The 22,282-nt window shown below is 36.9% G+C and carries 22 protein-coding genes, 1 tRNA gene and 1 pseudogene; 5 read left to right on the forward strand and 19 right to left on the reverse strand.

Annotated features, from left to right (window positions below):
• Window positions 1-287: 287 nt before the first annotated feature.
• Window positions 288-1,952: a sensor domain-containing diguanylate cyclase gene (locus FI644_RS00210; RefSeq protein ID WP_056683601.1), complete on the reverse strand. Its 1,665-nt coding sequence runs from the start codon at window positions 1,950-1,952 to the stop codon at window positions 288-290.
• A gap of 284 nt (window positions 1,953-2,236) precedes the next feature.
• Here FI644_RS00210 and FI644_RS00215 point away from each other — a divergent pair, with 284 nt between their 5' ends.
• From FI644_RS00215 to FI644_RS27270, 3 genes are read left to right on the forward strand one after another with little or no spacing between them, the layout of a single operon-like run.
• Window positions 2,237-2,599: a hypothetical protein gene (locus tag FI644_RS00215; protein ID WP_056683598.1), complete on the forward strand. Its 363-nt coding sequence runs from the start codon at window positions 2,237-2,239 to the stop codon at window positions 2,597-2,599.
• 39 nt (window positions 2,600-2,638) lie between these two features.
• Window positions 2,639-2,893 carry a thioredoxin domain-containing protein gene (locus tag FI644_RS27265; protein WP_321172049.1) on the forward strand — a complete coding sequence of 85 codons (255 nt, stop codon included), beginning with the start codon at window positions 2,639-2,641 and terminating at the stop codon, window positions 2,891-2,893.
• The gene (locus tag FI644_RS27270; RefSeq protein WP_369692289.1) at window positions 2,887-3,222 is read left to right on the forward strand and encodes a TlpA disulfide reductase family protein; all 336 of its coding nucleotides are present in this window, start codon (window positions 2,887-2,889) and stop codon (window positions 3,220-3,222) included. The genes FI644_RS27265 and FI644_RS27270 overlap by 7 nt, the downstream gene beginning before the upstream one ends.
• 47 nt (window positions 3,223-3,269) lie before the next feature.
• Here FI644_RS27270 and FI644_RS00225 read toward each other — a convergent pair whose 3' ends face one another.
• The 10 genes from FI644_RS00225 to FI644_RS00270 all read right to left on the reverse strand — a co-directional run bounded on the left by FI644_RS00225 (window position 3,270) and on the right by FI644_RS00270 (window position 10,733).
• Window positions 3,270-4,046, reverse strand: coding sequence for a sulfite exporter TauE/SafE family protein (locus FI644_RS00225; protein WP_053475308.1), 777 nt, complete (start codon window positions 4,044-4,046; stop codon window positions 3,270-3,272).
• 127 nt (window positions 4,047-4,173) lie between these two features.
• Complete coding sequence (locus tag FI644_RS00230) at window positions 4,174-5,301, reverse strand: MBL fold metallo-hydrolase (RefSeq protein ID WP_053475307.1); 1,128 nt, start codon at window positions 5,299-5,301, stop codon at window positions 4,174-4,176.
• Between the two features lie 40 nt (window positions 5,302-5,341).
• On the reverse strand, window positions 5,342-5,920 hold the full coding sequence (locus tag FI644_RS00235) for a sulfurtransferase TusA family protein (RefSeq protein WP_053475306.1): 579 nt from the start codon (window positions 5,918-5,920) through the stop codon (window positions 5,342-5,344).
• Window positions 5,921-5,995: 75 nt separating this feature from the next.
• On the reverse strand, window positions 5,996-6,475 hold the full coding sequence (locus FI644_RS00240) for a DsrE/DsrF/DrsH-like family protein (protein ID WP_053475305.1): 480 nt from the start codon (window positions 6,473-6,475) through the stop codon (window positions 5,996-5,998).
• Window positions 6,476-6,537: 62 nt separating this feature from the next.
• Entirely contained in the window at window positions 6,538-6,765 is a 228-nt protein-coding gene (locus FI644_RS00245; RefSeq protein ID WP_053475304.1) for a sulfurtransferase TusA family protein, read from the reverse strand.
• A gap of 84 nt (window positions 6,766-6,849) precedes the next feature.
• Window positions 6,850-7,455 carry an SAM-dependent methyltransferase gene (locus FI644_RS00250; RefSeq protein ID WP_053475303.1) on the reverse strand — a complete coding sequence of 202 codons (606 nt, stop codon included), beginning with the start codon at window positions 7,453-7,455 and terminating at the stop codon, window positions 6,850-6,852.
• 567 nt (window positions 7,456-8,022) lie between these two features.
• Window positions 8,023-9,675, reverse strand: coding sequence for a CoA-disulfide reductase (locus FI644_RS00255; RefSeq protein ID WP_053475302.1), 1,653 nt, complete (start codon window positions 9,673-9,675; stop codon window positions 8,023-8,025).
• A 50-nt stretch (window positions 9,676-9,725) separates the two neighbouring features.
• Window positions 9,726-10,022 (reverse strand): rhodanese-like domain-containing protein, encoded by a 297-nt coding sequence (locus tag FI644_RS00260; protein ID WP_053477488.1) that lies wholly within the window; start codon window positions 10,020-10,022, stop codon window positions 9,726-9,728.
• Between the two features lie 23 nt (window positions 10,023-10,045).
• Window positions 10,046-10,405 carry a rhodanese-like domain-containing protein gene (locus FI644_RS00265; RefSeq protein WP_142107851.1) on the reverse strand — a complete coding sequence of 120 codons (360 nt, stop codon included), beginning with the start codon at window positions 10,403-10,405 and terminating at the stop codon, window positions 10,046-10,048.
• Between the two features lie 67 nt (window positions 10,406-10,472).
• A complete protein-coding gene (locus FI644_RS00270; RefSeq protein WP_053475300.1) occupies window positions 10,473-10,733 on the reverse strand; it encodes a metal-sensitive transcriptional regulator in 261 nt (86 codons plus the stop codon).
• A 219-nt stretch (window positions 10,734-10,952) separates the two neighbouring features.
• On the opposite strand from FI644_RS00270, the gene FI644_RS00275 reads away from it, so the two are divergent.
• Window positions 10,953-12,548, forward strand: coding sequence for a catalase (locus FI644_RS00275; protein WP_142107852.1), 1,596 nt, complete (start codon window positions 10,953-10,955; stop codon window positions 12,546-12,548).
• A 311-nt stretch (window positions 12,549-12,859) separates the two neighbouring features.
• Here FI644_RS00275 and FI644_RS00280 read toward each other — a convergent pair whose 3' ends face one another.
• The 6 genes and pseudogenes from FI644_RS00280 to dapA form a co-directional block, all read right to left on the reverse strand.
• Complete coding sequence (locus FI644_RS00280; RefSeq protein ID WP_053475298.1) at window positions 12,860-13,408, reverse strand: histidine phosphatase family protein; 549 nt, start codon at window positions 13,406-13,408, stop codon at window positions 12,860-12,862.
• 37 nt (window positions 13,409-13,445) lie between these two features.
• Window positions 13,446-13,901, reverse strand: coding sequence for a GNAT family N-acetyltransferase (locus tag FI644_RS00285; protein ID WP_053475297.1), 456 nt, complete (start codon window positions 13,899-13,901; stop codon window positions 13,446-13,448).
• Window positions 13,902-14,164: 263 nt separating this feature from the next.
• Window positions 14,165-14,712, reverse strand: a pseudogene (locus FI644_RS00290) (GNAT family N-acetyltransferase); the annotation flags it as partial.
• Window positions 14,713-15,084: 372 nt separating this feature from the next.
• Window positions 15,085-16,392: a fosfomycin efflux MFS transporter AbaF gene (abaF, locus tag FI644_RS00295; RefSeq protein ID WP_053475296.1), complete on the reverse strand. Its 1,308-nt coding sequence runs from the start codon at window positions 16,390-16,392 to the stop codon at window positions 15,085-15,087.
• Window positions 16,393-16,423: 31 nt separating this feature from the next.
• Window positions 16,424-17,908, reverse strand: coding sequence for an aldehyde dehydrogenase (locus FI644_RS00300; protein ID WP_053475295.1), 1,485 nt, complete (start codon window positions 17,906-17,908; stop codon window positions 16,424-16,426).
• 19 nt (window positions 17,909-17,927) lie between these two features.
• The gene (dapA, locus tag FI644_RS00305; RefSeq protein WP_053475294.1) at window positions 17,928-18,791 is read right to left on the reverse strand and encodes a 4-hydroxy-tetrahydrodipicolinate synthase; all 864 of its coding nucleotides are present in this window, start codon (window positions 18,789-18,791) and stop codon (window positions 17,928-17,930) included.
• Between the two features lie 565 nt (window positions 18,792-19,356).
• On the opposite strand from dapA, the gene FI644_RS00310 reads away from it, so the two are divergent.
• A complete protein-coding gene (locus tag FI644_RS00310; RefSeq protein ID WP_053475292.1) occupies window positions 19,357-19,899 on the forward strand; it encodes a helix-turn-helix domain-containing protein in 543 nt (180 codons plus the stop codon).
• A 200-nt stretch (window positions 19,900-20,099) separates the two neighbouring features.
• Here the strand turns inward: FI644_RS00310 and FI644_RS00315 are convergent.
• Window positions 20,100-20,171, reverse strand: a tRNA-Val gene (locus tag FI644_RS00315).
• Between the two features lie 163 nt (window positions 20,172-20,334).
• Window positions 20,335-22,281, reverse strand: coding sequence for a TRAP transporter permease (locus FI644_RS00320; RefSeq protein WP_181758201.1), 1,947 nt, complete (start codon window positions 22,279-22,281; stop codon window positions 20,335-20,337).
• Window position 22,282 lies beyond the last annotated feature (1 nt).

Consider the following 22,282-nt stretch of genomic DNA (forward strand, 5'->3'; position numbering starts at 1 on the left):
TCTTCTATTTATATTTAAACTTTTCAGGGAACTGCTTGACAATATTGGAGAGACAGTTGCGGAATCAATTGGATCTTGGTAATATCATAAAGCCTTATTTTGGAGAAGAAGCAGGCACAAAGTGTAACTATTACAATGAGTGAAATGAATAACTTTTTCAATTGCTAATTCTCCTTTACCTATATTTTTTCCAATTTAGTATGCGCACTAGTTCTTTTCTGATATAAAAAAAATCATGCAGGGTTCATCCATCAGGATGCTCTACATGAAATATCTTCAGTCCATCTTTATTTAATTCGATACGTATTCCTGCCAGCTCTTTTTGCTTCATAAAGTGCGAGATCAGCCGTCTTTAGTATACTTGATTCAGTTGGATATTCATCAAATATAATGGCAATGCCCATACTCGTTGTAATTTTAAACTCATGATTGTTAATATTCCATGGCTCATCCATAGATTTTTGAATTTGCTCTGCAATTGCCGCTACTTCTTTTTTTGACTGTCTATTTGGTAAAAGAACAGTGAATTCATCCCCGCCAAGTCGAGCAATTATTTGATCGTTTTGAAGACAATTACTAACCCTCTTACTGAACTCCACCAACACCTCATCACCAATATCATGACCCATTTCGTCATTGATACATTTAAAGTGATCAATATCCATCAAAATGACAGCCAATCCCATTTTATTTTTTTTGCACTCATTTAATGTATGTGTTAGTTTCTCTTTAAATAATCGGCGATTTGGCAAATTGGTTAATGAATCATGGAAAGCAATATGCTTCAGCTTCAGTTCATATTCCTTTTGCATGTGAATGTCTCTTGTCACACAGACCATATGTATGAATTGACTTTGATTATCAAATACAGGTGTTCCACATAATTCACACCAAATCCAGCCTTTTGTTTTATGCTTGTTCAACACTTGCAGCTTCCATGATTTTTCATTTTTTATAGATTGTAAGATCGATTCCCACAATTTATCCTTATGTTCTAAATGAATATTATGAAAAAAATACTTTCCTATGTATTCCTCCTTATTAAAGCCAAGCACAGTCTTATATGAGGGGGATACATATATAATTTTTCCCTTTTCATCAAGCATTGTAATTAAATCTTGAGAGTTTTCTGCAATTATTCTAAAACGCTGTTCACTTTCCTGATACATTTTCAGAATCATTAATTGTTCGGTAACATCTTTTAATATCCAGTAAATACCAACCACTTCACCATTCACAATTGTCGGTGTGAATTTCGCAATGACTTCCACACGGTTACCAGATTTATTCGTAATAGCAATATTAATATGCTGATTTTTCCCTTCAACTGCACGATTGAAGCTTTCCATTGTTGTATTTATATTCTCTACAACAACCAATGAAATAAAATTGGAATCGGTTAGGCTATTTGCTTGGTAGCCAGTTACATCTTTAACAGCAGCATTGCCTTTTATGATCTGACCATTCCTATTAATTGAAAAAATAGCATCTTCATTAAATTCATACAAGGAACGATAGCGCTGCTTACTTTCAAGAAGACTGTCCCAATAGCTTTTTAATTCAAATTCGCCCCATTTTTTCTCTGTTACGTCATGGACAAGTGCAACGATATGTGTACATTTGTTTGAATCATCGAAAAGAGGAGATAGTGTTATTTCTGAATAATACATTTCACCTAATAGAGAAGTGCTTGAGTCTTCATATGTTACACTTTCAAGGCTAATAACAACTTTTTTATAATGTTCAATTAAAAAATCCGCTCTTTCAGCTGCATATACATCACGAATTGATTGCCCAATTACAGTTTTAGTAAGTCCTGTTTTCTCCATAGCGGCACGGTTCAAATAAACATAGACAAAATCCAAGTCATTAATAACCTTCACGATGAAGACACTTTCTTTTATACCTTCCATGAGAACACTATTTAATAAATCCCCTTTGATTTCAAACATCAATCATCACCTTTCTTATTTTGCTCCTACTAAAATATTTTATTTATCCCTATTGTTATGAGGATAATAGATTTTTACCTTTTTCTTCAGAATAATACTACACATTTTCAATTTCCTTAGCAATGTCCAATAGTTATATATTTTATCCTTTTTCTTACCATTCTAAAATAAATAATGCAAAACTTATTTTAAAAATAAAAGGAAGTACCATATCCATCAAATTACTTACTTCTTTCATTATTCTTAATCAAACTTTAACAAAATGATCCCATAATTAAGGAGATATGCCCCTATCCATTGTCTATTATAACGGCGGGACAAAAGGGCATATGCTAGCAGAGGCTATTCTCTCCTTGTATCTGCTTTTTATCGCAGGCAAGAAAAAAGAAATGGCTCAGGTTTCTTTGCTTTATTTTATTTGCTATGAAACTGTTATTAATATACTAGAACCAGATTGGATAGAAATGATCATTCACTCCATCGTGTTATTAGGATATTTATTTACCCTTTATATCCTTAATAGAAAAAAAACGTTGCTTTTCAATCAACTTTTTACTGTATTCATCCTGTTGGAATTGTTTGTATTTAGCTTATTCCATTCAATCCTTTCGCTAGAGGCATTGACTTTTCCTGGATTGGAATCATAACACTCATTCTATCTAAATATCATAAGGAGGGGTTCAGTATTGAGTAAAAATCTACTATCCATAGCCATCCTAATATTAGCCATGGGTATTGTATTCGTGAATGTATGGAAGCCATCTCAGGCAGATGGAGAAAAGGATCTTCCTAAAGAAGAAGCTTTTCGTGGAAGTGAGGAGATCCCTGGTGCAGATCTTTCAAAGGTGAAGGAAGGCAGACCTGCGCCTGACTTTGAATTAACCACCTTAGACGGTGAAATAATCAAACTATCCGATTACAAAGGGAAAAGGTTATTTTAAATTTCTGGGCAACATGGTGCCCCCCTTGTAAGGCTGAGATGCCTCATATGCAAAACTTCTATGAAGAAAACAATAATAAAGGAATGGAAGTATTAGCTGTAAATCTTACCAATATCGACAAAGGCGAGGAAAACATCAAAACTTTTGTTAAAGAATATGGGCTCACCTTTCCGATCCCCCTCGACGAAAACGGATTGATTGGACCTCAGTATCAAGCTTTTACCATTCCTACCAGCTATATAATTGATTCAAATGGAATGATTACAAAGAAAATTGTCGGTCCAATGGACGAGGCAATGATGAAGAATTTAACAAACAATATTAAATAAAGTTCAAAAAAAGACGTATCAATAACGTCTTTTTCTTTTGAATTAAATTATAAAATATCGATCCATATCTTTACTGAAGTTGCCAAAATTAATACAGCTAAAATCATCTGTAATACTTTTGTATTTATCCTTTTGCCGGAATAAGCTCCAAGAGGTGATGCAATAAGACTTGCTGCCACCATGATAAGCGCAGGAAAATACTCCACTTGCCCTGTCGTAATCTTCCCAACCGCTGAACCAATTGATGAGATAAATGTTATGGCAAGTGAGGAGGCAATAGTCATACGTGTAGGTATCTTTAACACAACAAGCATGATAGGCACTAACAGGAATGCTCCCCCTGCACCAACGATTCCAGCCCCTATACCGACGATTAATGCAAGTGATGCGGCAAGCCATTTGTTAAATTTCACCTGTTCTAAAGGAATTTCATCAATCCCTTTTTTCGGAACTAACATCATAACTACTGCAATTAAAGCAAGAATTCCATAAACGACATTAATTCCACCTTCAGTCATATGAGTTGAGCCAAATCCGCCGATAAAACTGCCAATTAGAATGCTAATACCCATGTAAGTAATTAAAGTTTTATTTAGGAATCCACCTTTACGATAAGCCCAAACACCACCAATCGTGGCAAAAAACACTTGAATGGCGGTTATTCCAGAAACCTCATGTGAACTAAAATTTGCCACACCAAGTGCTGCTGGAATTAAAAGCAGCATCGGGAAGTTAATAATCGATCCACCTACCCCTAGCAACCCCGAAATATAAGATCCAATAAATCCAATTAAAAAAATGGTTATTATAAATTCAATGTCCATCTTCTTTCCTCCTAAGAAAAGGGAACCTGAACCGGTTCCCTTTTTATATGAGATACTATTAATCCAAACTTTTACTAATATTTCCTCCCCTTATATTAGAGGTCAATTGTTAAGCCTACATTAAGATTTACCTAACAGCACAGCGATTAGGACCAATTTCCATCTCACGCTGCTGCTCTTCATCTGGATAGATTTTCCCCATATTTGTTTGACGAATTTCCTGAAAGGCATTTGGCTGCGGCGGCAAATTTTCTGTTACAAGTTTTCTAAACTCGTTTTCATCTTCAATGTTTAACCCATGATTGTTTTCAAACAAAGTGCCTAATTTTTCTGCTACGCTTCCATTTTCATTTAATTCATCAATGATCATAAAATGAGCCGGCAGAACGATGAGTTCCTCAGAAAGCTCTCGATAGCTTGAATATAAACTTTCTCTTAAATCACCAACCCAGTCCTCTGCCATTCCAGCAAGATCAGGTCTTCCGATCGAATCAACGAATAGAATATCCCCTGAAAGTAAGAACTTTTCATCAACGACAAAGGATGTAGAACCAATTGTATGTCCTGGAGAATATAATGCGTGAATATCAATAGCGGTATTTCCAATTCTCACGATATTTCCACCTTCAAGCGGACTGTAATCAAAGGTTACCTCCTCTGCGTCTTTAGGAGGCAGCCAGTAGGCAGCATTAGTTTTCTCTGCAATCACTCTACCCCCAGATATATGATCTGCATGTAAATGTGTATCAAATACATGTGTAATCGTTACATCCAAGTTTTTAGCAAATTCAAGATAATGATTAATCATACGTGTGGCATCGATTATAGCAGCTTCTCCATTTGAAACAACCATATAGGATAAGCAGCCTTTACCAATACGAACGAATTGATAGATTTCTCCACCGTTGTATAGATCCCCAACTTTCACAGGCTCTAAGTGCTCACTCCAAGCCTTCATTCCTCCCTCTAGATAGGATACTGATAAGCCTGCTTCAGATATCATATCGGCTACCATGATAGAGGAACCTTCCTTTGCACATACAACAAGTATATTTTTACTAGAAGGCAGCTTATCCAGCATATCTTCGACCCCATCAAGCAATTCAAAGTAAGGAATATTTAAATAATCGAAGTTTTCTCCTTCAATTTTCCAGTCTGCAAAATCTGCTTCATTTCGTACATCTAAAATAAATAATTCTTCTTTATTAATAACTTTTCGTGTCACTTCTTTTGGTGTCATTGGTTTAACTGACATTCACAATTACCCCCTGCGGTATATAATAAGTTAAATTTTTTTACTTTCTTTGAACACTATCCATTTCACCAAACCATTGACTCATGCCTGGCAGAACATTAACAACATGGATAAAGCCTTTTTCTGTTAACTTTTGGGCAGCAAGATCACTGCGATTTCCTGTACGGCATACAACGAAAATATGATCCTCTTTGTTTAATTCGTTTAATCGATCTTTTAATTCTCCCAAAGGAATAGATCGTGCATTTGGAATATGGTTAAAGGCAAACTCTGCCGCTTCCCTTACATCCAGTACAACGATATTTTCATTCATGTTTAGTTTTTTCTCAAGCTCTTCATTACTTATTACATTTGGATGTTTTTTTTCAATCGTTTCATCACTAGATGACTTTCTTAAATAATGCTTTAATACATCTCCCTCTTCGAGTGTTCCCAAATACTGATGACCGCTACTCTCAGCCCAAGCTTTTAAGTCTGCTATTGAGCCTTTATCTGTCGCCTGAACTTCTAGAACGAGACCAGCTTCCAATTCATTCATCGCCTTTTTCGTTTTCACAATCGGCATTGGACATGCTAATCCTTTTGCATCTAATCGTACATTTGCTTTAATTGTCTCCATTCATAAGCCTCCAAATCAATATATACCTATATAGGTATTATTATTCTTAAAAAATTTTAATCTAGCCTATTTTTATTAGATAAATAAGTTTACATTCCCATCCTCTGCATCTGCTAAATAAGCTGCCACTCCAGCGTATTCAATATTCTCCAATAGCTCTTCTTGCTGCAATCCTAATAAATCCATTGTCATCGTACATGCGACTAACTTAACCTCTTGTTCTTGCGCCATTTCAATTAGCTGAGGAAGAGACATCGCATTATGCTTTTTCATGACATCTTTAATCATTTTCGGACCAAAACCAGCAAAGTTCATTCTGGAAAGACCCATTTTTTCTGCACCTCTAGGCATCATCTTACCAAACATTTTTTCCATAAAGCCTTTTTTAACGTCAATCTGCTCATCTTTGCGCAAGGCATTTAATCCCCAAAATGTATGGAATATGGTTACTTCATGATCATAGGCTGCTGCACCATTGGCAATGATATAAGCTGCCATTGACTTATCATAATCCCCACTGAATAATACAATCGTTGTTTTTTTCTTTTCGCCCATAATTTCCTCCTATATAATTCATTTTACGACTACCCGTATAGGTATCTATAAATCAAAAAAAATTACCCTTTTTTTAACCAAAACTTCAGCACATTATTTTCTTCTTCATGCTTCAAAAGCTCATGTCCACTTGATTTTGCCCATGCGGTTAGGTCATTTTTAGCACCTTTATCAGTTGAATGAACCTCTAATACTTGTCCAGATTCAAGTTCATTTATTGCCTTCTTTGTTTTAACGATTGGCATTGGACATGCTAAACCTTTTGCATCTAATACTTTATCTACTATCATTTTTATTCCTCCAAGTTTTTATTTTACTATTACCCCTATGGGTATATTACTAAAAGAAAAAAAGAAAGTCAACCAAAAAAATTATCATTTTTTAAGCGGTTTTTGTCCAACAAACTGGATCACATGGGATAAACCTTTATGCAGTTCTCCTTCATTTCGTTCAACCTCTCCTATAAAAAAGTGAACAATACGCCAATCTGAAAAAGTTTGCAAAAATTCTTCAGGAGTATATAAAAAGCCTATATCTTTAGGTCCTCCGCTTTGATAAGGAATTTGGCAGTTAGAATATACTTCAGATATAAAATATCCGCCAGGCTTAACTGCCTCTTTAATTCCCCTAAGTGTTTTTATGCGCAAATCTTTTGGGAAGTGACCAAAAATACATACTAGCTCATCCCATAACTCTTTCTTCCAATGTGCTTCATTTAAGTCGACAAGCTCAGTATGAACGGTTACACCCCGTGTTTCAGCAAGCTGTTTCGTTTTTATCAGCCCAGATTCTGCATAATCCCATGCAGTTACATTCATTCCTTGTTCAGCTAAAAAAACCGCATTTCTTCCTTCCCCTTCAGCTATAGCCAAGACATTACCTGATAATTGAAGCCGTTTCTGTGTTTCTGCTAGAAACACATTCGGCTCAGTTCCATAAACATAGCTCTCATCTTGAAAACGTATATTCCATGGATTCATATTCTATCCCCCTCTATATATAGCTTTTCTTAAGCCTTTATAGGCGAATCACGATAAATTGCCCCCCGCCAAATAAAGTTTTTGTATAATCTATTTTCACATGATCAAAATACACGTGATCTCTTTCACTAATTAAAAAGTGGATTCCACTTTCTTCTACTATTTTATCATTGTCTAAAGCTGACTCTTCCAGAGTCAGGCGAAGCTTAGGTCCCCCTCAGCCAATTCCCATCGATAAGCGAATAAATGGTGTTTTTCCTTCATTGATCACATCTTGAATTTCTTCCGTAATGATTGAAATTGCTGCCTGAGTTATTTTAACCATACTACAAACCCTCCTAAAATCATTTTTAATTACCCATACGGGTATATTATAGGTAATTTATTTGTTAGTCAAATTGTTTGTTTTATATTATTTTTATTATTAATGCACTTATTATCTATGGGTACCAATTTAAAATAGATCACTCAAAATTGACTATAAAAGCAGGTAAATTTCATTTGTATCGAAATCCCCCTGCTTTTTAGGCTAAAACTTTTTTACCGTTTTTCTTAGAAAAAAGCCTCTTAATTGCGTCCGAAAACAGAAGAATACGTTTTCCATCCGCCATCAACATTCTTAACATCATACCCATTATTTTTAAGAATCCTGCTTGCTAAATACCCTCTTAGACCAACCTGACAACTAACATAAATGGTTTGATCCTTTGGAAGTTTGTCTAATTTCTCACGAAGTTCATTTAATGAAATATTTATAGAACCGGCAATAAATCCATTTTCGCGTTCTTTTGTTTCTCTAACGTCAATTAATAATCCACCTTTAGCAATAATTTCATCGATCTCATGCCATTGTACCTGTTCCAGTTCCCCTTCCATGACGTTCGTTGCCACATATCCCGCCATGTTCACTGGATCTTTTGCAGAGGAATAGGGTGGGGCGTATGACAATTCTAAATAAGTTAAATCTTCAACGGTTAATCCGCCTTTTATTGCTGTTGCAATTACATCTATTCTTTTATCCACTCCATCTGCTCCAACCGCTTGAGCCCCAAAAATTCTTCCTGTTTCTTGATCAAAAATTAATTTTAATGAGATTGATGCAGCACCAGGATAATACCCTGCATGAGAGCTTGGATGAATATGAACAACCTCGTATGGAATTCCTAACCGTTTTAACGTTTTTTCGTTATTTCCGGTTGAAGCGACAGTTAAATCAAACACCTTTGCAATTGAAGTCCCTAGCGTTCCTTGATACGTCTCTTTTTTGCCCATCAAATTATTTGCGGCAATCCGTCCTTGGCGATTAGCTGGGCCAGCAAGCGGAATCATCGCCTTCATGCCGCTAATGTAATCGACTACCTCCACTGCATCACCAACAGCATAAATATCCTCATTCGATGTTTGAAGATATTCATTGACGAGGATTCCACCACGTTCACCTATCACAAGACCAGCCGACTTTGCCAATTCATTTTCCGGCTTTACGCCAATAGACAAAATTGTCATATCTGTTTCTATTTCAGTTCCATCTGACAAGAAAATCTTCCTGCCATTTTCAGCAAATGATTGAACACCATTTTCTAAGATTAGCTTCACACCTTTATCTATTAAATGATTGTGCAAAATATTAGCCATTTCAAAATCAATCGGTGCCATAATTTGATTAGCCATCTCGATAATTGTTACTTCCATTCCTCTTTCCGCGAGGTTTTCAGCCATTTCTATTCCTATGAATCCACCTCCGATCACAACAGCCTTCTTAGGATTTTGGTTATCAACATAGCTTTTGATTTTATCTGTATCCGGAATATTTCTTAGCGTAAATAATGTTTCATTTTCTTCTAAACCAGGGATTGGCGGAACAATTGGTTTTGCACCAGGCGAGAGTAAAAGCTTGTCATATGTTTCATCATATACTTCCTCTGTTTGCAAGTTTTTAATAGTAACTTTTTTGTATTCTGGATTGATCTCGATAACTTCACTTAAATTGCGAATATCCATATTAAAACGTTCAGACATGCCTTTAACCGTTTGTACTAATAGCTTTCCTCTCTCTTTAATCGTTTCACCAATATAATAAGGCAAACCACAATTAGCAAAAGAGATATATTCACCTCGTTCAATGAGAATAATTTCTACATCTTCGCTAATTCTTCTTAACCTTGCAGCAGCCGTTGCTCCTCCGGCAACCCCGCCAACGATGATAACCTTCTGTTTCATAACTTCCCCTCCAAATATATACCTACTTAGGTATTATTTTATATAAATTATTATTCAACTTTTCCTTCCCATGAAAGCATTCCGCCAGTCATATTAATGACTTGAAAGCCATAGGTATCAAGCAATTGTGCTGCTCTCCCACTTCTTCCGCCAGATCGGCAAACGATTATATACTCCTTTGTCTTCTCTAACTCATGCATACGAAATTCAACTAAACCTAGTGGCATATTAACTGCTCCTGGAATCTTTCCCTCAGCAACTTCCTCCGTTTCTCGAACATCGATAATATTGAGTTCTTTTCCTTCATTTAATAGTGTTTCTACTTCTTTCGCAGTAATTGTTTTCATCATTCATTTCCTCCGCTTCTTAGTTACGACCAGGCGCTCATGCCGCCTTTGACATTCGTTACATTTTTAAATCCTAGTTTTTTTAATAATTTACTAGCTTTGTTGCTTCTCATGCCACTTTGACAGATAACGATTACCTCTTTGTCCTTTGATAGCTCATTTGCTTTTTTAGCTAATTGTTGAAGAGGAATATTGATAAATCCACGGATATTGCGCGAATGAAATTCTCCAGGTGTTCTTACATCAATAAATTGTTTATTTTTATTAGTTAATTCTTTTTTCAATTCTAATGTACTAATTTGTCTTACACCTTTTGTCGGTAACATCCGTGATATAATTAAAAGAATGACAAGCACGAAAATAATATAGTTTAAATATTCCATTTGTATCTCCTTTCATTACCCCCATAGGTATATAAATATCTAAAAAAAGAAGTTTCCTTCTTCTTTATTACCTGCTTTTCACAAGCAGGTTGACTGCTTCTTTAATCAATTCATCTGTTTTTTCTCCATTTCTTTCTGCCTCAAGAACACATTCCACTAGATTAGAACTAACAATGACACCTACTGTTCGATCGACGGCTGAACGAACCGCTGACAATTGGGTAATCACTTCTTTACAATCTTTATTGTCTTCCATCATTTTCAAAATCCCTCTTAACTGCCCTTCCATTCGCTTCACTCTATTTTTAATTTGATCATTATACTCCATGAGATAACCCCTTTCTATCACTTAATCGTTCATCTACGTATAACTTACAGAGCAGAATTAGTATGATCTTATATCGTTATATTATACCCTTATAGGTATATTGTCAACGAATCATTTTTAACTAAATGAGGATTTTTTTATACTAGCTGGGGAAAATAGCCTATGTAGTTGAAAAATACTAGGATACGTATGTTTATTAACACTAAAGGAGATAGGAAGATGACAAATGAACAAAGTAGCCATGAAACAAATGTAGAAAACGAAAATACGCTAACGAACAGGCAAGGTCACCCAGTTACAAATAACCAAAATATAAGGACAGTTGGAAATCGAGGACCTGCTACATTAGAAAATTACGATTTCATTGAGAAAATCAGCCACTTTGACAGAGAGCGTGTTCCTGAACGTGTCGTTCATGCCCGCGGTGCAGGAGCGCATGGTTATTTCGAAACATATGGGACAGCCGGTGATGAACCCGTTTCTAAATATACACGTGCGAAATTATTCCAAGAAAAAGGTAAACAAACCCCTGTCTTCGTTAGGTTTTCATCTGTTATCCATGGCGGTCATTCTCCTGAAACTCTTCGTGACCCACGTGGATTTGCTGTTAAGTTTTATACAGAGGACGGGAACTGGGATCTTGTTGGGAATAACTTGAAAATTTTCTTTATCCGAGATGCGATTAAATTCCCAGATATGATTCATGCGTTTAAGCCTGACCCAATAACGAATATTCAGGACAGTCAGCGTTTTTTTGACTTTTGTGCAAGCTCTCCTGAAACATTCCATATGGTGACATTTGTCTATTCCCCATGGGGGATTCCAGCCAACTACCGAATGATGCAGGGGTCAGGTGTGAACACATATAAATGGGTAAACAATGATGGGGTAGCAGTCCTTGTTAAATATCATTGGGAGCCGAAACAAGGAATCAAAAACCTGACAATGAAAGAAGCAAGTGAAATTCAAGCAACGAATTTCAATCATGCAACACAGGATCTATATGAAGCGATTGAGCGTGGAGAATACCCTGAATGGGAGCTTCTTGTTCAAATTATGAGCGACGATGAGCACCCAGAATTAGATTTTGATCCACTCGATGATACAAAGCTTTGGCCAGAGGATCAGTTCCCATGGCTTCCAGTTGGAAAAATGATCTTAAATCGAAATCCTGAGGACTACTTTACTGAGGTAGAGCAAGCTGCATTTGGAACAGGTGTCCTTGTGGACGGGCTTGATTTTTCAGATGACAAAATGCTACAGGGTCGTACCTTCTCTTATTCAGACACACAGCGCCACCGTGTCGGAGCCAATTATTTGCAGCTGCCTATTAACGCACCAAAGAAGCGGGTCGCAACCAATCAAAGCGGCGGCCAAATGCAATATAAGGTAGATCGTGCACCTGGGCAAAACCCACATATTAATTATGAACCATCAATCTTAGGCGGATTAAAAGAAGCTGAACAAGTGGGAAAAGAATACACCCCTCAGATTGAAGGAAAGCTTGTCCGCCAATCCATCGACAGGCAAAGCAATACGAAACAAGCAGGTGAAACGTATCGCAGATTTGAGCAATGGGAAAAAGATGAGCTACTAGCAAACCTGATTTCTGATCTATCAACTTGTGATCAGCGAATTCAAGAGAAAATGATTGCACTTGCTGAAGAAGCTGATGACGAATATGGCAAGAGACTAAGAGAAGGGTTAGCTCATGCATCTAAAGAGGGATCCAATCAAAAGCCACTCGGAAACAGAGGTGGGGATAAAGCACCTGAGAAAGCAATTGAAAAAGGACATGATGCTGAACCATATTAATTTTATTACCAAAGAAAATATTGTGACTTGGTGACAGTCATGAAAAGCAGATAATCGTGAAGCAAATAGGGCAGGACAAGTTCGGACTTGTTGATGATTTCTTGAGTCATCGTGTCCGAACTTGAGTCTACTTCAGACTACTTTGATGATTTCTTGACCTTTCGTGTCCGAACTTGATTCCACTTCAGACTACTTTTGCAGTTTCTTGAGCTTAAGTATCCGAACACGAGGCGAATTCGGATTAATTTGGGTTAAAATCATGAGAAATAAGAGATCCCCTTTACTAACTTAAGTGTAGGCCTCTTCATTCATTAATTTTCCTCCCATATTCTTCCAATCTGTACTTCATTATTTTTAAAACGCATAATAAACACATCTGGATTACTCAATTGCTGCCATTCATCAAAGCCAAAAGATTTATTGTAGAAGTTTAATAGTAATGACATGATATTTCCATGTGTGACGATTACCGAACTTTGTGCTTGGCTTCCGATCATTTCATTTACAACCTGCACGATGCGATCCATCGCTTCTTTACTAGATTCTCCGCCTTCATACCTTAAATCCATATCACTGAATGTCATCTTAAGTTTTTCGAACCAATCGGGCATCGAATTAGCACTAAGTACACGTTCTGCTAATCGCTCATCCGTCTCAATTTCAATAGTTATCTTCTGTGCAAAAGGCTTTATTGTTTCGACAGCACGCAAAAAAGGGCTTGAAAAGATTCTGTCCACTTTAATAGAACTTAGAAAATCTGCTAACTTTTCTGCTTGTTTTATCCCCTCTGCTGTCAATTGTGATTCGGGTGGCTGTCCCACAGCTTGGCAATGTCTAATTAAATAAATAGTCTTTTCCATCTTTCTCCCCACTTTCATAGAACAAAACCTACAACTATCAATACAAGTCCTGAGACAAACGGATCATATCCCTGCACCATATTCCATTTTCATAAATATCTTCCTCGTAATGTCTTATAAAAAAATCGGTATCAACACCAGTAATTCTAAATCCGCATTTTTGATAAAGAGCCAATTGCCCTACACTTGAATTCCCGGTTCCTAATTCAATCGTCTTGTACCCTTTTTCCTTAGATCGATGTATAGCATCTAGTATTAAATTCTTCCCTATTCCTTTACCTTGTTCAGCCTCGGATACAGCAACATTTACTAATTCAACTGTTTCAGGTCTAGTTGGAAGTATCACATATACACCATTGATTTCTTTTCCTTTTTCACATACATAGCATTCCCCTCGGTTCACATAATCCTCTATTAGTTTTCGAGAGGGGTCTGCTAATAATAATAGATTCATTGGCAGCTGTTCATTATCATTCAATCTTCGAATTTGCATCGTATCCTCCTAATTTGTGCATATTAAGTCACATAAATATTCTTATTGCCGCTGTTCCTCTAAATAGGTTGATTAAGAAAACCTGAAACTTATCAACAAAAATATCTGCAAAATCATTCCCTAACTCCTTAATTCACTGTATAAATGAGTAACCCATAAAGGATTTCCCTCTCCATAAATAAATAGTTCGAACCATCCTCTAGTAGTTTCTATCATTTCTTTTTTCCACATAGAATCCCCTCCACTATCCTAACTTAAATTTATTAGCAGAGTATTTTTTCGTAGCAAGTACATTCGTGTACTCTTTTAAACTTTCTTTTTATGTTTTCTTTACCTTGTCCAACATAATGTGCAAATGTTTGAACAGGAATTAGGTTGGGCATTTCACTTCTTATTTGTTCCTTTAGCTCCTTCCCGCCATCCATGTAAACGTGTAAATATGAATCTGTTTTTTTAAATTCATTCTTTTCATACCACCTCATTACCCAATCATCATCTCTCGTCATGCTTCCAAACGATTTAACTGCTTTTCTTTTGCTAATTGCTCAGCCTTCATTAGTAATCGTTTAGCAATCCCTCTTCTACGAAATTCTGGATGTACAGCAATATGCCAAATCATACCACCAAGACCAGTTCCTCTTGAACAAACAGTTCCTTCCTTCCATTCATATTCGATATCTAAAGGCCCCACGATTTGTCCTTCATCCACAGCTACTAGTTCAATAGATGGATTTTCATATTTTTCTTTTTCTTTTAGCACATGATCGAATTATGCCGTATCAAGAAATGATAGAACCCAGCCAGTTTCATCATTTTACATATAGTCTCTAATTTCCATAAATTTCTCCTCATTCAATGATAATCAAAAAAACTTGTTCTGAGGGACTCCTTCCAAAAATAAATAAAGACCTCGTATCCATACGAAGGTCTTTGTAAGTGAATTTGTATTCAGTATATATTGGTTTGAAGGAGGAAAGAGCCACCGTATTTAAAATCAAGTATGCAGTTTATTTTTATCATATAAAATCCCTTCTCTTCCGTTCCTTACACATTAAATTATATCGAACTTTCAGAAAAAGTAAACTTAAATAATTATAGAGACCGTTTTTATCAAAATTTATTTTAAATCAAGAGTTTTAAAGTTTTTGTAAATGCCGATTAGCATCAGCCTTACTCAATAAACCTACTCTGCTTTCTTAAAAGTCAGTGATTTTCCTTTTGTTTCTTTCACTACCATTATACTTAAAATAGAAATGATACTTGATAGGACTAAATAAATTGAAATTGGGATGGAGCTATTAAATTTGTTTAGTAGGCTTAATGAAATTAATGGAGCCAATGAGCCTGCTAAAATGGGTGCTACTTGATAGCATAGAGATAATGCTGTATATCTGATATGAGTAGGAAATAATTCTGTCATTAATGCTGAGTATGGCGAATACGTCATCGATTGTATAAATAAACCAAATGTAATTGCAGTCATGATTAGCCAGTCATTTCCTGTATCCATCATTGGAAACCCAATAAATCCCCAGAAAGCAGTTAAAACGGCTCCAGTAATATAGATCGGCTTACGTCCCCAAACATCACTTAAATGTCCCATTAATGGGATAAAGAAAAAGTGGATAGCATGGGCACCAAACATTAATAATAATATTTGTGTAGTATCTTTATCCACCACAAGTTTTAAATAACTAATGGAGAAAGTTACAACCATATAATATAAGATGTTTTCTGCAAAACGAGCTCCAATACCTGCAATAATAGCCTTTTTATGGTATTTAAACACTTCAATAATTCCTAATTGCTGTTTTTCTAATTTAGCTTGTTTTTCTTGTGCCTCTTTGAAAACAGGGGCATCATCTATACTTTTTCGAATCCAAAGACCAATTAGTACAACAACTGCAGAAAACCAAAATGCTACGCGCCAGCCCCAGTCCAAAAATTGTTCAGGGCTTAAGTTTTTAGATAAAAGTAAAAGAATGATTGTTGCTATTAAATTACCCAAGGGCACGCCTGCCTGCGGCCAGCTTGCCCAATAACCGCGCCTATCATTTGGGCTGTGCTCAGATACTAATATTACAGCTCCTCCCCATTCTCCTCCAAAAGCAAAACCTTGAATTAAACGTAATGTAACGAGTAAGATGGGAGCCCAGTAGCCAATACTATGGAATGTTGGAATACATCCCATTAAAAAGGTCGTAATCCCAACGATAATTAAACTAAGCTGTAATAATTTTTTACGCCCAATTTTATCACCGTAATGACCAAAGACAAGCCCTCCGATCGGTCTAGCTAAAAATCCTACCGCATAGAGTGCAAATGCAGCGAGGATACCGTCAATAGCACTTCCAGTTTGTCGGAAAAACAATTCTCCAAAAACTAGAGCTGAAGCTGTACCATACAAGAAAAATTCATACCATTCAGCTACAGATCCAATCATAGAAGCAGCAACTACTTTTTTTAGCTGCTTATTATCTGTTTTTGCCATATTTATTCCCCCATAAAAGCCAATCAAATTTTTATGAATTCATATACCAAATCACTTTTGTTTGCACATATTGTTCAAAAGCTTCTAAGCCGTTGTCTTTTCCACCGAAGCCAGATTGTTTAAAGCCTCCAAAAGGAGTGGTGATATCTCCTTCACTAAAACCATTTACAGAAACTGTTCCAGCTTTAATGGCACGTGCCACCCGCATCGTACGTTGTACATTCTGGCTGTAGAAAGAAGCAGCCAAACCGTAAGAGGTGTTATTGGCAAGGGCGATGGCTTCTTCTTCCGTTTCAAATGTGCTTACCGCTAATATAGGACCAAATACTTCGTTTTGGAACAAGGTCATGTTAGCGGTTACATTGTCAAAAATAGTGGGTTCTACGTACCAGCCGCTCCCCACTTCACTGTGAATATTGCCCCCAGTAACTAAACGGCCGCCTTCTTGCAGCGTAATGTCCAAGAATGATTTCACTTTATTAAAGTGTGCTTCTTCGACCATGGGGCCAATGGCAACAGATTCATCCATTGGGTTACCGACTTTCCAGCTTGTTAATTCAGATTTTAATTTTTCTAATAATACTTCTTTGATTGATTCATGCACAATTAAACGTGAACCGCAGCTGCAATTTTCACTCATATTCCAAAAGGCAGCAGATAGTATATGCGGAACAGCCGCATCCAAATTAGCGTCTTCAAACACCACTTGTGGACTTTTGCCACCGCACTCTAAAACAATTTCTTTGAGGTTGCTCTCTGCTGAGTACTTCAAGAAATAGCGGCCTACTTCAGTTGAACCCGTAAAGGAGACAATATCCACATCCATGTGACGACCTAATGGTTCGCCTACTTTTTCGCCCAAACCACACACCAAGCTTAGAGCACCTTTTGGCACACCTGCTTCATAAGCAAGTTCTGTCATCCGGAAAGCGCTAAGTGAAGTTAATTCCGCAGGTTTTACAATGACAGAATTACCGGCCGCTAAAGCGGGTGCCACTTTCCAAGCATACATTTGCGCAGGAAAATTCCAAGGCAATACCGCACCAACCACGCCAATAGGTTCAGTGACAATCAAGCCCAAAGCATCGTTGCTCGTAGGAGCGACTTTTCCAAAAAGTTTATCAACTGCTTCTGCATACCAATAAAAAGTATCGATTGTTGCTGGCATGTCAGTATTCAAACATTCGGTAATCGGTTTACCAGCATCCACGCAATCCAAGGCAGCCAATTCCTCACTGTGCTCTTCTAGCAATTGTGCCCAGCGAAGCATCACTTTTTTGCGCTCACTGGGGGATAATTGACTCCAACTACCTGCTTCGAATATGTCTCTTGCTGCCTTAACAGCAGCACCCACGTCCCGTGCATCCCCATCGGCAATATATCCAATTAAACTGTTGTCGATTGGGGTGCGGTTTTCTAATTTACCGGCTGTGCTCACAAAACCATCAATTAAGTTGCCTGCCCATAGTTTGCCTTCTTTGGCGAGGGCAAAGACTTGTTCTTTTGTTATAGTCATTTATCTCTCCTCCAGATTATTATTTAAAGAAAGCTAAGAATTCTGCTTTTTCTTCTACTGATAAATCAGATAAAGGCAGGCGAACCGTACCAACGTTGATTTCACCTTTTAAGCAGCCTAGTTTGGCTTTTTGATTGTAGTTACCTGACTCCATTGAGTAAATAGCAGGGTAAATATCGCTCATGATTTGTCGAGCCTTGTCCCAGTCACCAGCTTGGGCAGCATTAAACATGGCGACTTGCTCTTCCGGAAACACATTACCTGCACCAGCGATCCAGCTTTTCGCACCCCAGAAGAAAAAATCTACGGGTTGATCATCACACCCACAAATTACTTCAAAATTTTCAAATGGTGTTTGCAGCAAACGTAAAGCGCGGCTAAAGTCACCACTGCTTTCTTTAATTGCAACGATATTCTGATTCTTCGCCAAGTGCACCACTGTGTCATATTCAATTTCAATGCCTATGCGAGCAGGAAAATTGTACATGATAATAGGTAAATCGATTTCCGCTGCCACAGTTTCATAGTGAGCAATCACACCAGATTGATCAGGTAGACTATATGGTGGGGGTGCCAACATTAAGCCTTCATAGCCCATAGCTTTGGCTTGTTTGGCACGGTTAACGGCCCCTTCAGTGGATAAATCATTGATACCGGCAATCAAAGTTACGCGACCTTTGGCTACTTCTGCCACAGTTTTTAAAACCATTTCACGTTCTGCTTCATTTAAGGCGTAATATTCGCCAGTAGTGCCGCACACCACTAAGCCAGAAACACCTTTATCAATAAATGTGTTAGTCAATTGTTTTAATGTTTCTACATCCAAGTTTTGATCGCTTTTAAAAGGGGTAACCAAAGGAACTAAAATACCATGAAAATTCATCTTCATTCTCCTCAAATGTTAGATTTTATTTAATAATAGATTACTTAATTAATAATTATATATTGAAGTGACACTTCAATTAATTAAGATATTAACACACTGAATTTTCATTGTAAATGGAATTTTTAGAATTTTATAGAAGGAAATTCTCTACTTTCTAGATTTGTAATTACTTTCTTTTTAAGTATTACTTCATTTAATAATGTAATAGAACTTTTTTTACAATCTAATTTTTCCATCTTTATTGAATAAATATATGTTTTAATCAAATGAAGAGGATGCTTCATCTTCATTCCTGACAGAATCTCAAACAATTCGTTCATTTGCATAGAATTGCGTGTTACCTTGTTAATTTTTACGTATTTAGGTTCATTCATGTTGATTTTTGTGTTATTCTTATCCATGTGTGCTCTTTAAGTAGGGATTTGGACAGGATTACCATACCTAATAATTTGGAGCATTATTGTATTTTTTTTGCTATTTTATAGTAAAAGTAAATTGAGTTTCTTTGTAAATAAACTTCCCAGAATAGAAGGATTAATGTCAGTAAAGGGGGTTTGGAAAAGTGAACGATTTAATTGGAGAAAGAATAAAGAGTTTACGAAAAGAGCGCAAGTTAACATTAAAACAAATAGCAGATCATACTAATCTTTCAATCAGCTTTTTATCTCAAGTGGAACGTTCAAAATCATCCATAACGCTTGAATCATTGAAAAAAATATCTGAAGCACTTGGAGTTAACCCAAGTTACTTCTTTTCAAAATCTGATAGTAAAGATGCAACAACCGTTATGAGAAACGTAATAAAAACTAACACTCTTCATAACCCATTTTTTTATATGGATTTGGCGGGCAAAATTAAAAATCCACTATTTAATCCTATATTAGTCTTGCTTAATCCAGGAGCTAATAGAGAGGATTCTTATTCACATTCGGGGCAAGAATTTCTTTATGTTCTTGAAGGAAAACTTACAATTATTATTGACAAAGAGGAACATGATTTGAATCCCTTTGACTGTATTTTCCTAGATTCAACAACCCCCCACAATTGGATTAATAAAACAGATTCGATTGTAAAATTCCTTTGCATTTCAAGTACTCCTGTATAAGTCAGAATGGGGAAAATCAACACTTTATAATGGTTACCCCTCTCTATCAACTTGAGATACTTTACATGGAGGAAGCTCGTTTTACTGATTAGGAATAGTTAGCAATTGGAACTTAAAGATAAAAAAAGATCGCTTCCGAAGAAGCAATCTTTTTGACAGAAACCCTTTGTTCCGAAGGGTTTCACGGGTTTGGCACCCAATGATCTGAGAGGGATTTGAACCCCCGACCCCTACCCTGTCAAGGTAGTGTTCTCCCGCTGAACTATCAGATCGAGTATAATACATATCTAATTATATGGAAAAATAGGAAAAAGTCAATATTGTATTCGATTTATTTTTACTGTATTTACACTTTATACTATTTAATGAAAATTTTGTACCTCATGTAAACTATTAAAATAGGAAGCTCCATTTACGGAACTTCCTATTTTTATATTAAGCTGCTTGTGGTTTCACCGTATCATCACGTTTAAAGACATATTGCAGAACGATCAGGAGAACAAAAATGACTAATCCTACGATATCTGAAATACCTTCTGGATAAATCAGCAATAATCCTCCAATTACTCCTAAAATTCGCTCCACCCAATTCAGTTTGCGCAGCCAGTAGCCGATAACACCTGCACCAATTGCCATCATCCCTGCTAGCGCAGTAAATACTACCCATATTAAGTAATACCATGTTGTATCAATCATCAGTAGTTCTGGCGAGAGAACGAACATATATGGGATAATGAATGCGCCAATTGCCAGCTTAGTGGCGGTTACCCCCGTTTTGATTGGATCCCCGCCAGAAACTCCTGCGGCAGCAAATGCAGCAAGTGCAACTGGAGGCGTAATATCCGCAATAATACCGAAGTAGAATACGAATAAGTGAGCTGATAAATCAGGTACACCGAGTAAAATTATTGCAGGTGCAGCAATTGTTGACGTAATAACATAGTTAGCCGTTGTAGGTGAACCCATACCAAGTATGATGGCCGCAACCATTGTAAGCATTAAAGTTGGGATTAGAAGTCCTCCAGCAAGGTCGAGGAGACCATTTGCCATCTTCAAACCAAGACCTGTCTTTACAACCACACCAACGATAATCCCTGCAGCGGCTGTTGCAGCCGCAACGCCTAATGCTGTACGAGCACCATCAACTAGTGCATCGATGAAATCTTTTATACTTATACGTGTTTCTTTGCGAATAGCACTGACTATTATTGTTATAACAATTGACCATAAAGCAGCACGGATAACACTCATCCCGCTCATTAACAATACAATTACAGCTAAAATGGGAAGGAGAAGATATATTTTCTTCAATACTTCTTTACGATTTGGCATTTCTTCGTCTTTTAATCCTCTAAGACCTAGACGTTTAGCTTCGAAATGCGTCATTATCCATACACCAGTAAAATAAAGAAGTGCCGGGATTGCTGCAGCTTTTGCAATTTCCCAGTAAGTGATGCCTCCGCCAATGAACTCAACCATTAAGAATGCTGCAGCACCCATTACAGGTGGCATGATTTGTCCTCCTGTAGAAGCAGTAGCTTCAACAGCACCAGCAAATTCCTTCTTATATCCAAGTTTTTTCATCATCGGTATTGTAAATGACCCTGATGTAACTACATTCGCAACAGAGCTGCCACTAATCGTTCCCTGCAATGCACTAGAGAATATCGCAACCTTTGCTGGTCCGCCAATTCTCTTCCCTGCAATAGAAACAGCTAAATCATTAAAATATTGACCGACACCTGTTTTCACAAGGAAGGAACCAAACAATAAAAACAGGAAGATATAGGTTGCTGACACCCCTAATGGCGTACCAAGAATTCCTTCTGTTGTGAAAAACATTGTTTGTATAAGTCTGTCTAAATTTAACCCACGGTGTGCTAAGAAGCTTGGCATATACGGACCAAAAATTCCATAAAGCAAAAACACAATAGCAATAATTGTAATCGGAAGACCAACTGCCCGTCTTGTTGCTTCAAGCACTAATAAAACAGCTAACAACCCAATATAAAAGTCAATTTCTGTCAACCGTCCAGCTCTCATAACAATTTCATCTATGAATAATGGCCAGTAGGCACCCACCGCAACACCGAGTATGGCAAGGATCATATCATACCAGGCGACTTTATGTTTTCGCCCCCTGTCTTTTTTCCGTGCAGGGAATAATAAGAATATAAGAGCCAAAGCAAATCCTAAATGGATTGAGCGCTGCAGCTGGGCAGTCAGCATTCCGAAAACCCCTGTATATAGGTGGAACAATGAGAAAGATAATAAGCCAATAAAAACGATCCAGCCTATAATTCCTTTTAATTTCCTTGTTCCTGCTTCTGGGTCGTATTTCTCCAGGAGCTTCTGTTGTTCTTCTAATGATAACGATTCCATA

Origin of the sequence: Cytobacillus solani, assembly GCF_006704205.1 — a bacterium.
In the GTDB taxonomy this organism is placed as follows: Bacteria; Bacillota; Bacilli; order Bacillales; family Cytobacillaceae; genus Cytobacillus; species Cytobacillus solani.

Coding starts and splice junctions, on each gene's coding strand:
- dapA (WP_053475294.1), bottom strand. CDS start 18,791: ATGAATTTTCATGGTATTTTAGTTCCTTTGGTTACCCCTTTTAAAAGC.
- FI644_RS00255 (WP_053475302.1), bottom strand. CDS start 9,675: ATGAAACAGAAGGTTATCATCGTTGGCGGGGTTGCCGGAGGAGCAACG.
- abaF (WP_053475296.1), bottom strand. CDS start 16,392: ATGGCAAAAACAGATAATAAGCAGCTAAAAAAAGTAGTTGCTGCTTCT.
- FI644_RS00285 (WP_053475297.1), bottom strand. CDS start 13,901: ATGCAAATTCGAAGATTGAATGATAATGAACAGCTGCCAATGAATCTA.
- FI644_RS00280 (WP_053475298.1), bottom strand. CDS start 13,408: ATGGAAAAGACTATTTATTTAATTAGACATTGCCAAGCTGTGGGACAG.
- FI644_RS00265 (WP_142107851.1), bottom strand. CDS start 10,405: ATGGAATATTTAAACTATATTATTTTCGTGCTTGTCATTCTTTTAATT.
- FI644_RS00235 (WP_053475306.1), bottom strand. CDS start 5,920: ATGGAGACAATTAAAGCAAATGTACGATTAGATGCAAAAGGATTAGCA.
- FI644_RS00275 (WP_142107852.1), top strand. CDS start 10,953: ATGACAAATGAACAAAGTAGCCATGAAACAAATGTAGAAAACGAAAAT.
- FI644_RS00240 (WP_053475305.1), bottom strand. CDS start 6,475: ATGGGCGAAAAGAAAAAAACAACGATTGTATTATTCAGTGGGGATTAT.
- FI644_RS00300 (WP_053475295.1), bottom strand. CDS start 17,908: ATGACTATAACAAAAGAACAAGTCTTTGCCCTCGCCAAAGAAGGCAAA.
- FI644_RS00270 (WP_053475300.1), bottom strand. CDS start 10,733: ATGGAGTATAATGATCAAATTAAAAATAGAGTGAAGCGAATGGAAGGG.
- FI644_RS00250 (WP_053475303.1), bottom strand. CDS start 7,455: ATGAATCCATGGAATATACGTTTTCAAGATGAGAGCTATGTTTATGGA.
- FI644_RS00225 (WP_053475308.1), bottom strand. CDS start 4,046: ATGGACATTGAATTTATAATAACCATTTTTTTAATTGGATTTATTGGA.
- FI644_RS00230 (WP_053475307.1), bottom strand. CDS start 5,301: ATGTCAGTTAAACCAATGACACCAAAAGAAGTGACACGAAAAGTTATT.
- FI644_RS00320 (WP_181758201.1), bottom strand. CDS start 22,281: ATGGAATCGTTATCATTAGAAGAACAACAGAAGCTCCTGGAGAAATAC.
- FI644_RS00210 (WP_056683601.1), bottom strand. CDS start 1,952: ATGTTTGAAATCAAAGGGGATTTATTAAATAGTGTTCTCATGGAAGGT.
- FI644_RS00260 (WP_053477488.1), bottom strand. CDS start 10,022: ATGAAAACAATTACTGCGAAAGAAGTAGAAACACTATTAAATGAAGGA.
- FI644_RS00215 (WP_056683598.1), top strand. CDS start 2,237: ATGCCCCTATCCATTGTCTATTATAACGGCGGGACAAAAGGGCATATG.
- FI644_RS00245 (WP_053475304.1), bottom strand. CDS start 6,765: ATGATAGTAGATAAAGTATTAGATGCAAAAGGTTTAGCATGTCCAATG.